This is a genomic window from Rhodococcus sp. 06-221-2, assembly GCF_002258365.1.
GTDB classification, from domain to species: domain Bacteria; phylum Actinomycetota; class Actinomycetes; order Mycobacteriales; family Mycobacteriaceae; genus Rhodococcoides; species Rhodococcoides fascians.
This window is the reverse complement of the sequence record NZ_NOYJ01000035.1, coordinates 359376-377063: the sequence shown is the minus strand read 5'-3', so window position 1 is coordinate 377063 and position 17688 is coordinate 359376. Positions and strand designations below refer to the sequence as shown.

Here is a 17688-nt window from a genome sequence, read left to right as displayed (position 1 = left end):
GCTGATGTTTGGTTGAAAGCGGTAGACGCCGCGATCGACGGGTAAATCACCCGATAAACAGCGCTGAACACTGTGAGTGATCACCAAAATGCGTTGATCGTGCTCGTGTGTAACGTTTTTGGACCTCGCGGCGGTTACACCTTGGAAGTCCCAGTCACCCGTTTCGCCTAGTCAGCGCATGTGTGGTAAACCGAACGGACGCTGTTATTTATCTGTGATCTGCGCCGCTCGCGTGGTGCTTCTCATAGCAGCGTGGGACTATTCCAATTCGATACCAGTCGCATTCTGGATTGGTTCGCATGTCAGACCAGCGGCCACCGGAGGTGGTCGCAGAAGCGCGGAAGGAGGGGAGCAGGTGGCATCTGTCGGGGCTGCACCACGCTCACTCTGGGGATCCTCGCGGTCCGGGGAGTTGACGACTCGCAAGCTCACGTCGCGGCATGTGTGGGAACGCCAGTACATCGCCCGCCTTCGGGTGACCGACGTCCTGGCAGTGGTCTTATCTGTTGGCCTCGCCCAATTCGTACGATTCGGTGACGTCGAGATGTCGGGCTTCACAAACGCCGCGATCTACACCGGCGTATCAGTCGCACTTGCCGGCTTGTGGATCGCGTTTCTTGCAATCTTCCGCACCCGGTCGACGCGAGTCATCGGCAACGGCGCTGAGGAGTACCGCCGCATCGTGTCGGCCACCTTCCGGCTTTTCGGTGTCATTGCTATCTTTTCGCTGTTGTTCCGTATCGACTTTGCGCGCCTCTATCTCGCCATCGCCTTCCCTGTCGGGTTGATGGCTTTGCTCGTCAGTCGATGGCTGTGGCGCCAGGCAGTCACTCGACTACGTAGCCAGGACAAATACAAGACATCGGTTCTGATCGTCGGAAGCCGCGCAGCTGCGGTCTCGATGGCAGAGTCGTTCGAACGCTCGCCGTCCGCTGGCTACGCGGTGGTGGGAATGTGCATGCCCGGCTACGAGGTGCCGAGTGACGGGACCGTTGACGTGGAAGGAACCCAAATCCCGGTACTCGGGAGTGAGAGAGACGTCCTCGCGGCGATCGACGAGTGTGGTGCCGACACGGTAGCGGTGACGGCCACCGAACACCTCGGCCACAAGGGCATTCGCAAGATGATCTGGGACCTGGAGAAGAAAGACGTCGACCTCGTGGTCGCGCCCGGCGTCGTCGACGTTGCCGGCCCTCGTTTGGTGATGCGGCCTGTTGCAGGATTCCCGCTGATTCACGTCGAGAAGCCCCAGTACAACGGCGCAACGCGATTCAGCAAGACTGCGTTCGATCTGACGTTCGCGGCGCTTGTTCTCTTGATGATCTCGCCGGTACTGCTTGCGGTGGCGATCGCAGTGAAAGCGACCAGTCGCGGACCGGTCTTTTACAAGTCGGAGCGGATGGGTATCGACGGGAAACCGTTCTCGATGATCAAATTCCGCAGCATGACCGTCGATGCGGATCAGCAGGTTGCACACCTCCTCGACCGCAACGAGGGTGCGGGCGGGGTGTTGTTCAAGATGCGTGACGATCCGCGGGTAACACCTGTCGGCAAGATCCTGCGTCGCTTCAGTCTCGATGAGCTCCCGCAGTTCATCAACGTTCTCAAGCGTGAGATGAGTGTCGTGGGACCGAGGCCTCCGCTACGCCGTGAGGTCGAGACCTACAACGGTGAAGTTCGTCGGCGGCTGCTGGTCAAGCCGGGGGTTACTGGTCTGTGGCAGGTCAGCGGAAGGTCAGACTTGTCGTGGGAAGAAACTGTGCGCCTTGATCTTTCGTACGTTGAAAATTGGTCGATGGTGGGCGACCTACTGATTATTGCCAAAACTATGAAGGCCGTGGCTGGTAGCGATGGGGCTTACTAGTACTACGGCGCAATGCAACTGGACCGAATGCAGGGCTCGAGGGGAATGAACTAATGAAGCGCGCGCTAATTACAGGGATAACCGGCCAGGATGGGTCATACCTCGCCGAACTGTTGCTCAGCAAGGGGTACGAGGTTCATGGCCTGATTCGTAGGTCATCGACCTTCAACACCTCGCGTATCGATCACCTGTATCAGGATCCCCACGAGAAGGACGCAAAGCTGTTCCTGCACTACGGCGACCTCAGTGACGGTGCCCGCCTCGTCACCTTGCTTACCGAAATCCAACCGGACGAGGTCTACAACCTCGGTGCGCAGTCACACGTCCGCGTGAGCTTCGATGAGCCCGAGCACACCGGCAACACCACCGGCGTCGGATCGATCCGACTGCTCGAGGCCGTCCGCCTTGCTGGTCTGCAATGCCGTTTCTATCAGGCGTCGAGCTCCGAAATGTTCGGTGCAACCCCGCCTCCCCAGAATGAGGACACTCCGTTCTACCCTCGCTCGCCGTACGGCGCAGCCAAGGTCTACGCCTACTGGGTTACCAAGAACTACCGCGAGGCGTACGGGATCTTCGCAGTCAACGGTATTCTCTTCAACCACGAATCTCCCCGTCGTGGCGAAACTTTCGTTACCCGAAAGATCACCCGTGCAGTCGCCCGCATCAAGGCCGGCATCGAAGAGAACGTGTACATGGGCAACCTGGACGCTATCCGCGACTGGGGTTACGCGCCGGAGTACGTCGAGGGAATGTGGCGGATGCTGCAGGTCGATGAACCGGACGACTTCGTTCTCGCCACCGGCGGCAACTTCTCGGTGAAAGATTTCCTCGTCGTAGCCTTTGAACGAGCAGGCTTGGACTGGGAGAAACACGTCAAATTCGACGAGCGCTATCTGCGTCCCACCGAGGTGGACGCTCTCATCGGTGACGCCAGCAAGGCCGAAGCAAAGCTCGGTTGGAAGGCAACCGTCCACACACCGGAGCTCGCAAAGATCATGGTCGATGCCGATATCGCAGCTCTAGAGCATGAGGGTCGCCCGTGGATCGACCGCCCCGCACTGCCGGATTGGGCATGAGCGCCGCTGGGTCGGATGTATCGAGTGCATCCGACTACACACCTGGCCCGCTCGATCGTGATGCGCCGTTCTACGTTGCCGGTCATCGCGGGCTCGTAGGCTCGGCGATCTGGCGGCAGCTTGAGGGCCGCGGCTTTACGAACCTGATCGGACGATCGTCGAAGCAGCTGGATCTCAAGAACCGTGACGCGGTCTTCGCGTTCTTCGAGGAAACCAAGCCGGCAACGGTGGTGCTGGCGGCCGCCAAGGTAGGCGGCATCTTGGCCAACAGCACGTACCCGGTCGATTTCCTCTCGGACAACCTGCGGATCCAGGTGAACGTGCTGGACGCAGCATTGGCGCAGAACGTGCAGCGGGTGCTGTTCCTCGGCTCGTCGTGCATCTATCCGAAGATGGCTCCGCAGCCGATCAAGGAGGAGTACCTCCTTACAGGGCATCTCGAGCCGACCAACGACGCATATGCCATCGCGAAGATCGCTGGCATCCTGCAGATCCAGTCAGTACGTAAGCAGTACGGCTTGCCGTGGATCTCGGCCATGCCGACCAATCTGTATGGCCCGGGTGACAACTTCTCTCCTAAGGGCTCGCACGTCCTGCCCGCGCTCATTCGTCGTTACGACGAGGCTCGCCGCGATGGTGTCGACAAGGTGACCAACTGGGGTAGTGGTTCTCCGCGACGCGAGTTCTTGCATGTCGATGACATGGCTGCCGCGTGCATTCACCTGCTTGAGAACTATGACGGACCAGATCAGGTGAACGTCGGTACCGGCGTGGACTCGACGATCCAAGAGATCGCCGAGATGGTGGCCTCAGCAGTTGGATTCGAGGGTAGGACCGAGTGGGACACCACCAAGCCCGACGGGACGCCGCAGAAGCTTCTGGACGTGAACAAGCTTCGAAAGGCCGGGTGGAAGCCTCAAATCGGTCTTCAGGAAGGAATAGAATCGACCGTTCGGTGGTACCGCAACCACGCCGGCAAACTGCGAGCCTAGCCCCGAGGGGGATTGTAGGATCTAGCGAAATGTGGAGTGCCGGTATCTTTCGGCGATATATGCAGTCGATCATCTTTCCCGAACTGGCCAACCCAAATGTAAGTAGAGAAAAAGGGTAGTTGTGAAATTCATTGACCAAGCGCGGAGTGACACCAGTTATCTTCTCACTCAAAGTGAGCGGAAGCTCGGGCCACTGTGGTTCCTGCGATGGTTATTCTCGCCCTCTCTGAGAGCGGCATGGATGTTTCGGAAGTCCGCAGACAGTACCGGCTGGCGGCATCTGATTTGGCAGCACCTCCTTCTGATTTTAGCCTCATCAGAGGTCTCTTCGGGAGCAGTAGTAGGATTTCCCTTATACCTTCCGCACCCCCTTGGTATCGTAGTTGGGAGCGGGGTAAGGCTGGGTCCTGAGGTGACGTTATACCAGAACGTTACACTCGGACGAGATTCGGATCACTACTACCCAACCCTTGAACGCGGAGCCACCGTATTTCCCGGTGCAGTAGTCGTGGGTCGCGTAAAAGTTGCAATCGGAACCCAGATACGAGCAAATTCTGTTGTGCATCCAGGAGCCTTGCCCAAGGGCACATCCGTCAGGGAGCCAGATGCTTAGCAACATTATTCGTTCAGAACGATTGCAAGCGGTCTTGCTCGCAGCTGGAAACATGCTCTGTGCGATCTCATTGCTTGCCCTGCCGGCTGTTATAGGTTCCAGCGCGGAGCAGATACTAGGATTGGCCGTGAGTCTAGCAAGCGTTCAGGCTGGCCAGGCCGCAGCTGTTCAAACAATGGGAAGCCTAAAGCTACGGAAATGGGTACTGCTCGTCGTTCTGTTTGCGCTGATGTCGGCAGCGGTGTTGCTTTCCGATAGCGGCCCTATCAGCGGTATTGCTGGTGCCTCGTCCATCCTGCTTGGAATTTCAGGACTACTAGTCGGGTTGAAGAGCGGGCAACACGCGTCCAGGATTCTTCAAGATGGGTCACCCGTTAAGTATCAGGGCTATATCCTACAGAGAAACGTATTTTGGGTTGTCACGGTCCTTGTTTTCGCTGCTCTTAACGCTAACTGGGTAATTTATGGCACCACTCTTGCTTGGATTGTCACGCTTCTCAGTTTGAGGTCGGTGACAACCTGCAGCGGAAAATCGCAACTTGCAGCAGTGATGGGTGCCGTCGCAGCCCTGGTCTATCGGAACGACATAAATGTTGCTCGGTCGATGGCGCCAATTGAATCCTTCCAGGCGTGGCATTACACATTTATTGCCTACGCTACAGTGCAGGCACTGACAGGTTTTCTGATTATCAATGAACTGTTTAGCCGGCGGGAGGAACTTGTAGTTGGTCTCAGGCCGAAACATGTACATGCAGTTGCCGCCTCGATTGTGGTCTTTGCTTCTGTCGCGTTCGCAATAAATGTTCCCGACTTTGATCGCAGCGCACCTTTCAATGTAACAACGGCAATCGCGCTGTTTCCGCTTGGTGTTCTGGTTTCGATCCAGGCTGCGCTCGCCCACATACTTTCACGGAGCAAGACTGTCTACTCAGCCGGCCTGGCTGGAATGGCAGCGCTTGTGGCTGCAGCCGTATATGGGTTGGGACCGGCAGTTGGTATGGCAGTTGAACTAACGGTTTCGGGCGTGATACTAGGAGTAAGCATGCTATGGCACCAAAGAAGTCGCGCCTATGCCCGTGACGAACCGAACGTTCTATTGGAGAAAACAAAATGAGAATTCTACACATAGTGCCCCTCGTTAGTGACGACGCAGCCTTCGGCGGGCCGGTGCGTGGAACAGTTCGACAATCACTGGCGTTGCAGAATATGGGTCACCAAAGCGAGATCCTTGCATTGTGGCGGGGCTTGGAGAGCAAACCAGAGACGGTGATGGACGTGCCCGCAGCACTGTTCAAATTCCGGCGGTTGCCCGGGCACCGCTTCGCGACTGCTGTTAGCCCTAGCGCCATTCGATGGCTGGTGGCGAACCGCAGCCGATATGACATCGTGCATGCGCACGCCGGTCGAGACCTGTGGATCCTGGTGGCGATGATCGTATTGCGACTAACGCGCAAGCCCTATGTCTTGCAAACCCACGGTATGCTGGCACCGAGGCGCGGCGTATTTTATAAAATTTACGATGCACTGCTAACCAGACCTGCGCTGTCGGGCGCGAAAGCAGTAATGTACCTTACTTCATACGAGCAGCGAGACCTGGAGGCTGTACACGTCCCGATAAATACAGTGCACCTGGTAAACGGCGTCGACGATATTGGCGCGTCCATTCCGAAGCACGCGGTTGATAACCAGTCACTCAGAGTAGTCTTTATATCGAGGGTTCACCCTCGTAAGAGAGTGGTTGACCTGGTCAATGCCGTTGCCGCCGTGCGAAGTAAAGGCCATAACGTAACCCTCGATATATACGGTCCTGACGAAGGGTCTCTGGGAGATGTTATTAAGCAAATACGGGCGCTGAAAATCGAAGACTCCGTTAGATACATGGGTGCGCTCGAATATTCTGCGGTGAGAAGAACACTCACATCTTACGATGTGATGGCTCTTCCATCCGTCGAGGAGCCATTCCCGAACATAGTTCTCGAGAGTTTGGCAAGCGGGGTTCCAACCTTGATCACCAGCAGTTGCGGTTTAGCTCCATATCTTAAAGAGGCGGAAGCAGGGTGGGTAGTGGAACCTGGAGCAGAATCATTGGCCGGTGGGTTGTGTTCTTTACACGACGACCCTTACATGCGGATTGAAATGGCCAGAAGGGGTCAACTGCTGGCATCCGAACTGTTCACGATGAGTGGCGTCGCGAGTAAACTGATCACTACTTATGATAGGAGCGTCAAATGAGCCCGTCTCTTGTGACTGGTGTTGCCGGCTTTATCGGATCGTCGCTCGCAGAGTCGATTCTAAAAGACGGAGGCGAGGTCATTGGCGTCGATGCGCTAACTGACTACTACTCGCCGGATTTGAAGAAAAGAAATCTAGAGCGTCTGCTGGACTATAAATCATTTAAGTTCTTTGCGGAAGATCTTGCGGACTTGTCGACTAATGTTAGAGATGCACTTAACAGTAGTGACACGATCTTCCATCAAGCCGGACAACCGGGGGTGCGCGGGTCGTGGAAGTCTGGCTTTGACGATTACGTAAAGCAGAATATCGTTGTTACGCAACGTATCCTCGAGGCAATCGAGAACAAGCCGGCTACGAAATTTGTCTACGCTTCAAGTTCAAGCATCTATGGCAACGCCGAAACATGGCCGTGCTCAGAGAGGTCCATTCCTCAACCGTTTTCTCCATACGGCGTCACCAAGCTATCGGCAGAGCATCTCGTAAGTCTGTACAGTGAGAATTTCGGTCTTGATGGGGTTTCGCTGCGCTACTTCACTGTGTATGGGCCGAGGCAAAGACCCGACATGGCCTTCAATCGGTTCATTGATGCGGCCCTTTCGAATCGTGAAATAACAGTATATGGCGACGGCAATCAAATTCGTGATTTCACGTTTATCGAAGATATCGTCAACGCAAATCGCTTAGCGGCCAAGAAGGCTAAACCTGGCGGGATCTATAATCTGTCGGGTGGATCCAACGCCTCGGTTAACGAGGTTCTGGGGTTACTGTCAGAAATGGTGGCCGAACCGCTCAAGGTGATACGAGTTCCTGAACAGGCAGGCGACGTGCGGAGAACTGGTGGAGATAGTAGCAGTGCGGCCGAGGATCTCGGTTGGAGAGCTGACGTGAGCCTAAGAGAGGGCTTACAGAGGCAGTTTCAGCACCAGTCGAGCGTCACCTCCACGGGTGGATAAGGGTGGCGACACGTGGTTACGACCAGGGTCGGCTAGTCCAGACCGATCGTCCTTGGGGAGACTTCGCAGGAATTGTGTTCATATCCCTCGCTGTCGCTCTGCCATCGATATTCCTCTGGATTGTCGAAAGTCGTTACGCTCCGGAGCCGTTTGCTGTCGCAATGCAGTACCTGGTAGTGGTATACGCTGCATTCAGGCTCTCGCAGCTGTGTCAACTTGCTCGACCTAATTGGTTCTCCATTATTCTCTTTGGATACGCGTACACCTGGCTTGGAATTGCCCCGCTACTGCACCTGATAGTAGGACGTAATCCTCTAAAGATGCTTGTGGATTACGATAATTCAAAAACTGCATCGCTTATCGTCCTTCTCGGTCTTGCGGCGTATGATTTTGGCTGGTCGCTTTATAAAAATAGAGGCACAAATATTTCTGGCAGTATCAGGGTTTTTCGGTCAGTAAGTCCGGCAAGGGTTGCGGCTTTGTGTATTACGAACCTTGCACTGACTCCAGTTTTTGTGACCCTGTTGGGTGGATTTTCCGCACTGTTTACGAGTCGACAGGCCAGGATGGAAGTTCTCGTCAATAGTGGATTTTATTCGGATGCGTCGAAGTCGTCTGGTGCAGTTGTAACTAGCGTCGCGTCGGTTCTTCCCTTTGTTTCTCTCTACGCATTGGTCGCTTTGGTGGTCGCACGAAAGATCTCTTTGCGATCGATCAATTGGACGATTTTGATGCTATTGACTGTTGGCTCAAATGTTCTGCTTAACAATCCGATTTCCTCGTCGCGGTTCTGGTTCTTGGTTGTAGTTCTCAGTTTGTTGTTTCTTGTTCCTTGGTGCAATTCAGTTACAGGCGTGAGGGTTGTAATTTTGAGCTTTGTGGGCGGGAGCATAGTGCTCTTTCCGTATCTGGATGCATATCGCGTTGCAGGTCAACAAATGGACAACAGGACGATCGTCGATCTAATTCTAAATAAGACCGACTACGACTCCATGGCGCAAATTGCCAATGGTGTTTCATACGTTAACGATAACGGCTATATGTTCGGACTTAATATTTTGGGCGCGTTGTTTTTTGCTGTGCCTCGATCTATCTGGCCAGGCAAGCCAATCGATACGGGGTCGGTACTGGCTCAATATATTCGGTATCCGAACGAGAATCTATCGGCGCCACTTTGGGGCGAGGCCTACTTAGCATTTGGACTACTGGGCGTAGTCGGTCTATTCGTCGTTGCCGGATATCTTTTACGGAGGCTGTACGCAAGATCGTTGATTAAATTTGATTCATCAACCACTCGGCTAATGAGTGGATTTGGATTTTGTTTGCCGCCGTTGGCTGTATATGAAGTGCTGATTTTGCGTGGGTCGCTTCTACAGGCGATGGCACGGCTGGTTGTATTGGGATTAGTTTTGTTCTTATGCACCAAGAAGGTAGATGCATGATGCGTGATCAGACCATCCGCTTTTTTATGCAGTAAGGTGTTCCGGTCTGATTACAGATCGCGATTGCGCGCAGTAGTTGCGATTGTCCATGCTTGAACATCTTTGGTTACCACAGTTCCGGCGGCGACTGTACATCCCTGTTGAAGGGTTACTCCACGTAGAATTGTCGCTCTCGTAGCAACCCAGACACCATCGCAAATTACAATTGGGCCGTTGTCGAACTCAAATGTGGGTGACTTTCTATCGTGGCTTCCTGTGCAGAGGAGCACCTGCTGCGATATGCATACATCGTGGCCGATGGTTATCTTTTCAAGATTCAGAAGCCATGCTCCATCGCCAATCCATGAGTTGTCGCCGATCTGCAACTTCCAGGGCCAATGGATCTTGACGTTCTGGCGAATGAGGACGTTTGACCCAATCTGAGCGCCCATGAGGCGCAGGATAGCTATCCTGGCGCGATTTGGTAGCCACCATCGTGTGAATACCGTGCTGCTGAGGATCATCCACATGATCTGCGTATGCACTCGGCGACCTTTGTCGTACCCTGCGCCGGTGAATCCTGCTAGACTTCTCAGAGTTTGTCCGCTATTAAGACCGCTTGTCGTCATCTGTTGCCCTTTTTGGTTTTGTTTTGCTTGCCTATATTTAGCGCCCATGACTCAAATTGATCTATGGCATGCGATCGGTCGAGTTTTGAATGGAGATATTTCATTCCATTTTTTCCGTAACTTTTCACAGTATCGTTTTCGTTCATAATTTGCGTGACCCCTGAGATGAGGTCTGCTGGATTACCGGGGTCCACTCGCAGTCCTGCACCTGACTGGCTGATTTCACTGGCCGTAGCGCTGCGCTGGTCTGTTGCGGCCAGAATGGGCTTTGCGATCGAGAAATATGTAGTCAACTTGCTTGGCACTGCCATCTCGACTACTCCGATCGATTCATTGACGAGCAGGATATCAGCAGCGTTGAGTGCGGACTGAAATTGGACGTCGTCTAGTGGTCGTATAAACTGCAATTTCTTTATATGGCGACCAATATTCTCGAGTTTTTCACGCTGATTACCGTCGCCCAGTAAGACAAACCGAATATTGAGCGCCTGGTCCTCGGCCATCCTCGCGGCCTCGACGACATTTTCCAAACCCTGTTTTACACCCATGTTGCCTGCATGTAGTACGACGTGTTCATTGAGTCCCCACCCCAACGACATTCTTGTGTCTTCACGTGATTTCGTTTTCTGCGGCTTGATGTGTGTCCAATTTCTAATTGTTGTTATGTTCTGGTTTGGTATGTTGAGGCGCTTATTCAAGATTTCACGAAATCGTTCGTGTATGACCACTACGCCGTCTGCGCTGCGGAAAGTTAAACCCTCGAGTTTTTCGACCAGACTGGATAGCCTTTTTGATGTCTGAGAAGTCTCTGCTAGACCGCTGCTATATATATCTTGGACCCATACACCTAGTCGTGGGCGATTCTTGCTTAACTTCGCAGTTAAGATGACAACAGCGGTTGCGAACAGGGCTGGCGATGTGCACAGAATTACATCGCACCGGTCAGACGATCGGAATACAGCTTGTATGCCAAAGCTGGTTTCCATAACGACTCTACGGATGTAACTCGGCGATTTAGGTGTGTACTGCCTGACGCGACGTATCTTCACGCCGTGGAGGGTGGACGAAGAACGGAACCCTGTGAATTTTGGATCGACAGTCCACGATGGATAGTGTGGGTAGCCTGTAACGACTTCCACGCAGTGGCCACGATCGACGAGCCCCGAAGCCAGGTCGGCCACATATGGGCCTATGCCTGTTTGCTCTGGGGTGTAGTTCAGCGACACCAAGCGTATGCGCAGTTTGTATTCGTTCACCTTCTGATTCTAAACTGCTCAGCCGTCTTACGCTTGGTCATGGCCTTCTGACATCGAGTGGCCTGAATGTAAAGGCAGAAGTAGTCGTCTTGCTTAGCGTGCGAAGGAGCTTCGGACTCAGCGCTCGATTTCGGTTTTGACTGGCGTCTGCCAATCCTGAGAGTGGAGTGAAGGCGTTCGTCTCGGTCGTAGACCCTTGTTTTTGGGCCGAAACCGTGTAGGGACGGCTTCGAAAGCCCGCGATTGCAGAGAATCGTTAGAACTTGGTCAGATTCACCTCAACCGTCAGAGGTTTCGGCCGGCCGCTTTTCCCGACTAAGTTTCGCGCGGTGGTCGTAGTGGCAGGTATCACCTGCGTCGCGGCGTTCGGAAACGCCACCGATCGCCAACAGCAATCCAACGACAACAGTAATGAAACGACATCAGCGAGCCCGTCGATGTTTTCGGGAGATTGATGTAGGGGATGCATACGTAGGTCGGATCGGTTCGCTCATCGGTGGCAGCGAACCGGTCAGCATAGGAGGTAAAACTCCGTTGCGACACAGATCTCCGTGATGGCCCTGCGTTGTCCGGCCCGTCGTAGGTGACGTCGTCGTCGAGAATGACCAGCGCGCACAGCGCTAACCTTTGCATGCTAAGTGATCTTGCTTGAGTTTGCGCGCGAAGCCCTGCGCGGTCCCTGGCGACCTTACACCTGCACCTTCGAAGGACGGGCAACCTGACCGCGCTCGTGATCGTGATCTACCAGAGAGGCCTACGCCCTCGGTGTGGCTAGATCCGACCCAAGCGGGAAAGTCCCGCTATGCGACACGGTCCTGCGGTGTCCCGTGTAGTTCGATGATCACTGCATACGACGGACGTCTTAATGGTCGACGATCATCCGAGGCGACGGCAACATCGATCACCTCCGACTTGAACAGCACGTTGAATTTCACTTCGTCCGTCTGACATAGACCGCGGAGTGGCAAGTCAACGGACCAACGACACATCGCACCATCTGGTACGGCATGATGCTCTGAATGGGCCTGCCGAAGAAAATATCCAGGACGCACCAGATCCTCGTACTGGTCGCGCTGGTTGCTGTAACGGCAGCAATTAGTGCGTATGCAATACATCGTGAAGGCCGGACCCCGCCCGCCCAGGAGCTTCCGGCGTATGCGATAGACACTGAACCAGCCGAGCATATGGCTCGCCCACTAGTCGCCGTTGTCGGTGACAGTTACACCGGCGGGTCGGACATGGGCGGCCGAGGCCGATCGAACTGGCTGCCCCTGATGGCTGAGAGCCTGGGATACGAACAGTGTGGGTACCCGATCGGAGGCAGCGGATGGACACTCGGGCGAGCAACATTCGGCGAGCGGATCGACTGGGCGCTTGGCCGCAAACCCGACGTCATAATCTTTTTCAACGGACTCAACGACCTGAAGTCCGACGCACAGGCCGCAGGTATTGCTGCGGACAGAGATCTCGGATACCTGCGGTCACAAAATCCTGACGTGCCCGTGGTGGTCATCGGCCCGGTCGTCGTCAGCGATTCCTCGATGTCCAAGGCCCGCACTATGGCCGATGGAATCAAGGTGGCAACTGTCAAGCATGGCGGCCTGTTCGTCGACCCCATTGCCGAGGGATGGTTTTCGGGGCCCGACCGAGCACTCATCGGTACAGATCGCTTCCACCCCACCGATCAAGGAATGGTCTACCTGTCCGGGAAAATCGAAGACAGCCTTCGCACACTCGGACTGGCCAGTCTCCCTGATCGCGAACGGCCCGATCAGTGGTGCTCGGTGCCCACTCCTCCAACCGCATCCAGCCCGTCAGCGCCCCGTCCTGTCAGCTAGCGGTTAGTGCGCTCGTCATCACGGCGCAGTTTGCGCACGACGTCCTCGGCAGGGTTGTGGCTTCGTCCAGCCACCTTCTCCATGGCACTACCCGCCCAGCTCGTGGACAGGGAGCCTTGATAATGAGATGGCCCCGCTTGCCGGGGACACACACCCGGGAGTGGGATCGACTCGCGCAGCTGCACACACCTCAGCCGCGGAAAAAATGATTGCAAAGTCTGTGATCTGAAAGTCGTTCTCGCAGAGAGTGAACTGCAGGTCAAGGACGTTGGATTGCGCCTCTTCTTGCCGTGGTTCCGCCCTGGGTGCCCGCGGCCGTTCGAGCAGCTGGAATCTTGGCACATCTGAAATCTTGGCACATCGCGAACATCGAACTGATTGCGTTGTGGGAGTTACTGGCTCTGACAGGAGCCGTTGTTACCAGCAGGCACGCCATGGTTGGACTGACGAATGGCCATCGAGTCGATGGTGGTTCCAGATATCGCATGTCGTGGGTCCAACCCGAACAACTGATTCGGGCAAGTCTCACACCAATGCACTGACGACCGCGCTGGCGATTATTTGGTGACCCTCGTTGTTCGGATGTAGGCCGTCGGGGTCGATCATGTCGGGATGATCGGCCAGCGGCTCACCGATATCGAGATATCTGCCCTCTGCGCTTGTTGTTGCGGCCTTCACCCCGTCGATCAGGGTCGGGAAGTCCGCCGGAGGTTCGGTCGAATCCCAGATCGGGCTGGTGACTATAAGTTCCGTGTTCGGTGCCGCAGCCTTGATGGCCGCGAACAGCGATGATGCAACGGCACCGGTGACGCTCGCGGTGCCGGCCTCGTAATCGTTGCGGCCACCGGACACGACGACGACGTCCGGCTGGGCCGCGGCAAGTACATCCAGTTTGATTCCGTAGTCGGTCTTCTGCCCGAGATAGCTCGTGGTGTATCCGGAGCCGCCCTCAGCGAGGTTGAGCTCCGACCACCCCATCGCCGCCGACACGAGCGTCGTCCAGCGCCGTCCATTCGAGGACGCACCGATGCCCTTGCTGTAGGAGTCACCCAGGAATGCGACCACGGGTACGGAATCCGGAATGGACACGGGTGGGGTTTTTGCGGCCTGGGGAGCCTCGGACCGCGACCCGATCTGCCATCCAACGATTCCGCTGAACGCCACGACCAACACCGAGACAGCGATCGAGATGAGCACTGTCCTGCGCGCCGTCATGATGCCCCCGCTTGCCACCGCGTCACGAGATCGACCGCCGTCGGGACACGCCTTTCGGATGGGTCATCGCGACCCGCATCGTGTGGACCATGTGCTCCCACGACGGAAACTCGAAACCGGACGGCAGCGGGCGCGGACCGCTGGACAGGCTCACTGCCATGGCCTGCGCTACCGATTCCGTGTCGGTGGGATCGCAATACCGCACCGACTCACCGAGCAATTCTCGAAAGATGGGGCGGTCGCTCACCAACACCGGTGCCCCGAGGCGTAGCGCCTCGAGTGGAGGCAGACCGTAGCCCTCGTTCAGTGAGAGGTATACGAACAGTGCGGTATTGCGATACAGCCACGCCAGCTGCTCGGTCTCGACGAAACCGGTGTAACGAATGGAGCCGTCGTCGATCGCAGCGAGTACCTCCTGCTCGAGCTGGTCGGCCTTTCCGTTGGCCGGACCCACGACCACGAACGGGCGGTTGGGTGAGATCGCTCCCGAACGCACGGCTGCGGAAAGTGTTGTTGCCAGATTCTTCCGGGTATTCAACCGACCGACGGACAACATGAAGGAGCCGGGGCGGAGGTCGAGTGCGGGAGGTGGTTGCGGATGGGCGTCGAGCAAAGCACGAGAGATGCCGAAGCCGGTAACTGCGGTAGGCGTCAGGCGAGGGTTGTGCTGAACGATGCGGGCAGCCTCGTTGTTGCTACTGACGAACAGCACGGTCGCGAAACGGGCGGCAATCATGATCGGCGACAGGTAAATGCGCTCGATGCGAGTGAACCACTCCGGGTTGGATTGGAACAGCGCATCGTGTACGAAGACGGCCGATTTACCCAGCAGTGGAGAATAATTGGATCCCCACGCCATGTCGTACGGGCCGAGGCGTACCCGAAGCGACAGCTCCACCATGTTCTTCAGTGGCTGCGTAGGCAGGTATGTGCGGACCCATCGCACCCCTTGCCGTTCCAAGTCTGCCGCCTCCGCCGCTGTGGGACTGCGCCGCAGCGCCACGGTCAGTACGTCGCCCGGAAACTCGCGTCGCCACGCCGCGATCTTCTCGTGTGTGATGACGATGCCGGCGGGGGGACCGTCGAACCAGTAATACCCATCGAACAGGACCCTCATGTCGTCTCCGTTCTGTCGCGTCGGGGCAGTACGACGAGCACCGCCACCGCCACCGCGATGCGTAGTCCGCTCAGGACTATCAACGTCCACACCAAACCTGCTGCACCGCCGACGAATACGCCGGTCGTTTGGCTACCTACGTCGACGAGCACCGAGGCCAGTCGGGCTCGATGTGTGAACACAGGGCCGACGAAGAATCGGGTGGCCATCAGTGCCACCTCGAAGGTCTGCGCAGACAGGATCGCCATTCCCACCGGAACCACGTACGGCAGCGCAGCGGCGGGACCGATGTCGGAGAACAGCGTCGAAAGCGCCGTGTAACCCACCACCCCACACGCGCCGAGGCCGAGGGCCACCGCGATGTTCCAGCGCACCGAGACCGCGAGTACTGCACGGGTTCCCTGCGCGCTGAGTGTGGCGAACTGTTTGAAGATCAACGGCTGGATGCTCTGGATGATCACGAACGCCGGCGCGAACACCAGTGAATAGGCGAACCGGATCCCGGCAGTGGCAGTGTCGTCCTGAATCAGATACAGCAGCAGTGTGGCGATCTGGCTTCCGAATCCCAGGTAGACGGCCTCTGCGGTGATCCGCCACGCGATGGCGAAGTGCGAATCGGACTTACTGGTGGATGTGGCTGTGCCGCAGAAGACGAGCCCGGCCGCGAGCACGATCAGCAACGTACAGAACCAGATCGGCAGCAGCGCACTGTTGTCGACACCGAGCGCGATCGTTCCCGCAGCGAGGAGTGCGCCGACGGCGTAGAGCCCCGCCAACAGTGCCGCATGCGAGTAGCTGCCACGGATGATGAGCACCTGACGCGGGAGATCGGAGATCACCATCGTCGCTGCCAGAGCTCCCACCGCGGCGGCATAGCCCCAATCGCCGCCGTGGCTTGTCCACGCGAACGAAGCAACACCGACCACAGTCGCGAAGAAAAGGGTTCCGCGCCAACTCGACCACCGGTCGATGGAATCCTCGGGGCTGATACCTATTCGTGCTGCGTCGACGATGGGGGCGTAGATCCCCCACGCTCGTGAGGTCCCGACGGCGATGAAACCCAGTGCGGCACCGACCGACAGCGAAGCGAATTCGCCGACAGTCAACGACACACCGGCCGTGACGTTGAAGACGAAGAAGCCGAGTGACCACAAACCTTGATCGAGAGTGCGGACCAGTATGCTGGCTCGGGTGACGGCCGAGTTCTCCACCGAGGGGCTCCCGGTCATCGTGGCCGACCTACCCGGCCGGACATCACTGTGCTGAATGCCAGCCCCTCGGCGTAGAGCTGCGCGGCGAGGTCGACGAACCGCTGCTTGGCCCACTGCGTCGTGCTGATGCGCGGCATGGTGGATGCCCGGACGATGGCCGCCGCCAACATGTCCCGGGTGGTCGTCGGGTCGGCAGCGAGCACGACCCCGGACGTTCCCGAATCCTCGAGCACCGAGCTGGCACCGGTTCGCTCGAAGCACACTACCGGTAGTCCGCACGAGGCCGCCTCGCCCACGACGCCGCTTGCACCTTCCCGACCTGAGGGATGCATCAACACATCCGATTGGACCATCATGTCCAATACCGCTGCGCGGTCAAGGGATCCGTGGAAGGTCACTCGATCGTGCACGCCCAGAATCTGTGCCCTTCTGCGCAGGTACGCGCCGTGGCTCGTACTGTCGAAGCCCACGATGTGCAGGTGGGCGTTCTGCAGCATGGTCGACGCCAACGCCTCGATCGCCAGTTCTTGCCGCTTGCGCGTGATGAGGTGCCCGACCACGAGGATCTCGATTCCGTCGTGGTCGGCCCGAGAGGGCCGTGCGGTGGGAAGATCAACGACGACATTGGGAAACCGCCGGAACTGGGTATCAATGTGTCCCACAGTCGCTTCCATCGCTCCGTTCTGCGCGAGTACCAGATCGCATTGCCGCGCGATGCGCGTCGCCGGAATCGATGCCACACGGTCCCGAACCGTCTGCAGAATCCTCTGTCGACGTGATGCGGGCGAGGTGGGCGAAATGGCGAATACCGCGGCGACGCCGCCCGCCCCGACCGGCCCCCAGACCTTGTAGGTGTTCGGTGACATTCTGGTGATCGGTGTCGAGAGAATCTCCGATGCGAACGTCACGTGATGCGCGTAGACCACCGAGTGTCTCCGCTCGATCTCGCGAATGTGTCTGACAGCCAGTCGAACCCATAGTTCGTGCTCGAGCCGGGTGAACCGAGGATAGTGCCATCGAAAGAACGGCGGTGCCAGCGGAATCTCGACGGTGACGATCTCGAGGTGCTGCTCGAGCTCGGCCGGAACCCGCCCGGCGCAGGCTTGGGCAGAACGGCGCATCGTCACCAGAACCACCGTTGCATCAACGGTTCGAGCGTGCTCGAGGGTGGCGATCAAGAACTGCCAGCCGATCCCCGGTTCGCTGGGCATGTCCGGGTGAACCGTGAACGAGGACAACACGATTGCACGCGGTCGACCATCGGACGC

13 protein-coding genes are annotated in these 17688 nt (G+C 57.0%); 8 read left to right on the top strand and 5 right to left on the bottom strand.

Annotation, left to right across the window (positions count from 1 at the left end; translation table 11 throughout):
- The first annotated feature begins 118 nt into the window (after positions 1 to 118).
- The 7 genes from CH281_RS23470 to CH281_RS26655 all read left to right on the top strand — a co-directional run bounded on the left by CH281_RS23470 (position 119) and on the right by CH281_RS26655 (position 9175).
- Positions 119 to 1864 (top strand): sugar transferase, encoded by a 1746-nt coding sequence (locus tag CH281_RS23470; protein ID WP_256984010.1) that lies wholly within the window; start codon positions 119 to 121, stop codon positions 1862 to 1864.
- A 53-nt stretch (positions 1865 to 1917) separates the two neighbouring features.
- Positions 1918 to 2940 (top strand): GDP-mannose 4,6-dehydratase, encoded by a 1023-nt coding sequence (gene gmd / locus CH281_RS23465; RefSeq protein ID WP_094695643.1) that lies wholly within the window; start codon positions 1918 to 1920, stop codon positions 2938 to 2940.
- Positions 2937 to 3932, top strand: a complete 996-nt coding sequence (locus tag CH281_RS23460; RefSeq protein ID WP_094695642.1) for a GDP-L-fucose synthase family protein — start codon at positions 2937 to 2939, stop codon at positions 3930 to 3932. Before gmd ends, CH281_RS23460 begins: the two co-directional genes overlap by 4 nt.
- Before the next feature lie 605 nt (positions 3933 to 4537).
- Positions 4538 to 5659, top strand: a complete 1122-nt coding sequence (locus CH281_RS23455) for a hypothetical protein (RefSeq protein WP_143544857.1) — start codon at positions 4538 to 4540, stop codon at positions 5657 to 5659.
- Positions 5656 to 6777 carry a glycosyltransferase gene (locus CH281_RS23450; RefSeq protein ID WP_094695640.1) on the top strand — a complete coding sequence of 374 codons (1122 nt, stop codon included), beginning with the start codon at positions 5656 to 5658 and terminating at the stop codon, positions 6775 to 6777. Before CH281_RS23455 ends, CH281_RS23450 begins: the two co-directional genes overlap by 4 nt.
- Positions 6774 to 7733, top strand: coding sequence for an NAD-dependent epimerase/dehydratase family protein (locus CH281_RS23445; RefSeq protein ID WP_094695639.1), 960 nt, complete (start codon positions 6774 to 6776; stop codon positions 7731 to 7733). Before CH281_RS23450 ends, CH281_RS23445 begins: the two co-directional genes overlap by 4 nt.
- A 320-nt stretch (positions 7734 to 8053) precedes the next feature.
- Entirely contained in the window at positions 8054 to 9175 is a 1122-nt protein-coding gene (locus tag CH281_RS26655) for an oligosaccharide repeat unit polymerase (protein ID WP_143544856.1), read from the top strand.
- A gap of 604 nt (positions 9176 to 9779) precedes the next feature.
- On the opposite strand, the gene CH281_RS23435 is transcribed toward CH281_RS26655, so the two are convergent.
- Entirely contained in the window at positions 9780 to 11039 is a 1260-nt protein-coding gene (locus CH281_RS23435; RefSeq protein WP_094695637.1) for a glycosyltransferase family 4 protein, read from the bottom strand.
- Positions 11040 to 12058: 1019 nt separating this feature from the next.
- Between CH281_RS23435 and CH281_RS23430 the strand changes: the two genes are divergently transcribed.
- Positions 12059 to 12877 (top strand): SGNH/GDSL hydrolase family protein, encoded by an 819-nt coding sequence (locus CH281_RS23430; RefSeq protein ID WP_094695636.1) that lies wholly within the window; start codon positions 12059 to 12061, stop codon positions 12875 to 12877.
- Positions 12878 to 13402: 525 nt separating this feature from the next.
- Here the strand turns inward: CH281_RS23430 and CH281_RS23420 are convergent.
- From CH281_RS23420 to CH281_RS23405, 4 genes are read right to left on the bottom strand one after another with little or no spacing between them, the layout of a single operon-like run.
- The gene (locus CH281_RS23420) at positions 13403 to 14110 is read right to left on the bottom strand and encodes an SGNH/GDSL hydrolase family protein (RefSeq protein ID WP_143544855.1); all 708 of its coding nucleotides are present in this window, start codon (positions 14108 to 14110) and stop codon (positions 13403 to 13405) included.
- Between the two features lie 4 nt (positions 14111 to 14114).
- Positions 14115 to 15209 (bottom strand): glycosyltransferase family 4 protein, encoded by a 1095-nt coding sequence (locus CH281_RS23415; protein WP_094695633.1) that lies wholly within the window; start codon positions 15207 to 15209, stop codon positions 14115 to 14117.
- Positions 15206 to 16438 carry a hypothetical protein gene (locus CH281_RS23410; protein WP_143544854.1) on the bottom strand — a complete coding sequence of 411 codons (1233 nt, stop codon included), beginning with the start codon at positions 16436 to 16438 and terminating at the stop codon, positions 15206 to 15208. The genes CH281_RS23415 and CH281_RS23410 overlap by 4 nt, the downstream gene beginning before the upstream one ends.
- The gene (locus CH281_RS23405) at positions 16435 to 17631 is read right to left on the bottom strand and encodes a glycosyltransferase family 4 protein (RefSeq protein ID WP_179274275.1); all 1197 of its coding nucleotides are present in this window, start codon (positions 17629 to 17631) and stop codon (positions 16435 to 16437) included. Before CH281_RS23405 ends, CH281_RS23410 begins: the two co-directional genes overlap by 4 nt.
- Between the last annotated feature and the right edge of the window lie 57 nt (positions 17632 to 17688).

Excerpts from the sequence above, each read along its gene's own strand:
- gmd (WP_094695643.1), top strand. The coding sequence starts at position 1,918 with ATGAAGCGCGCGCTAATTACAGGGATAACCGGCCAGGATGGGTCATAC.
- CH281_RS23460 (WP_094695642.1), top strand. The coding sequence starts at position 2,937 with ATGAGCGCCGCTGGGTCGGATGTATCGAGTGCATCCGACTACACACCT.
- CH281_RS23455 (WP_143544857.1), top strand. The coding sequence starts at position 4,538 with ATGCTTAGCAACATTATTCGTTCAGAACGATTGCAAGCGGTCTTGCTC.
- CH281_RS23450 (WP_094695640.1), top strand. The coding sequence starts at position 5,656 with ATGAGAATTCTACACATAGTGCCCCTCGTTAGTGACGACGCAGCCTTC.
- CH281_RS23445 (WP_094695639.1), top strand. The coding sequence starts at position 6,774 with ATGAGCCCGTCTCTTGTGACTGGTGTTGCCGGCTTTATCGGATCGTCG.
- CH281_RS26655 (WP_143544856.1), top strand. The coding sequence starts at position 8,054 with ATGCTTGTGGATTACGATAATTCAAAAACTGCATCGCTTATCGTCCTT.
- CH281_RS23430 (WP_094695636.1), top strand. The coding sequence starts at position 12,059 with ATGGGCCTGCCGAAGAAAATATCCAGGACGCACCAGATCCTCGTACTG.
- CH281_RS23415 (WP_094695633.1), bottom strand. The coding sequence starts at position 15,209 with ATGAGGGTCCTGTTCGATGGGTATTACTGGTTCGACGGTCCCCCCGCC.
- CH281_RS23410 (WP_143544854.1), bottom strand. The coding sequence starts at position 16,438 with ATGACCGGGAGCCCCTCGGTGGAGAACTCGGCCGTCACCCGAGCCAGC.
- CH281_RS23405 (WP_179274275.1), bottom strand. The coding sequence starts at position 17,631 with ATGCCCAGCGAACCGGGGATCGGCTGGCAGTTCTTGATCGCCACCCTC.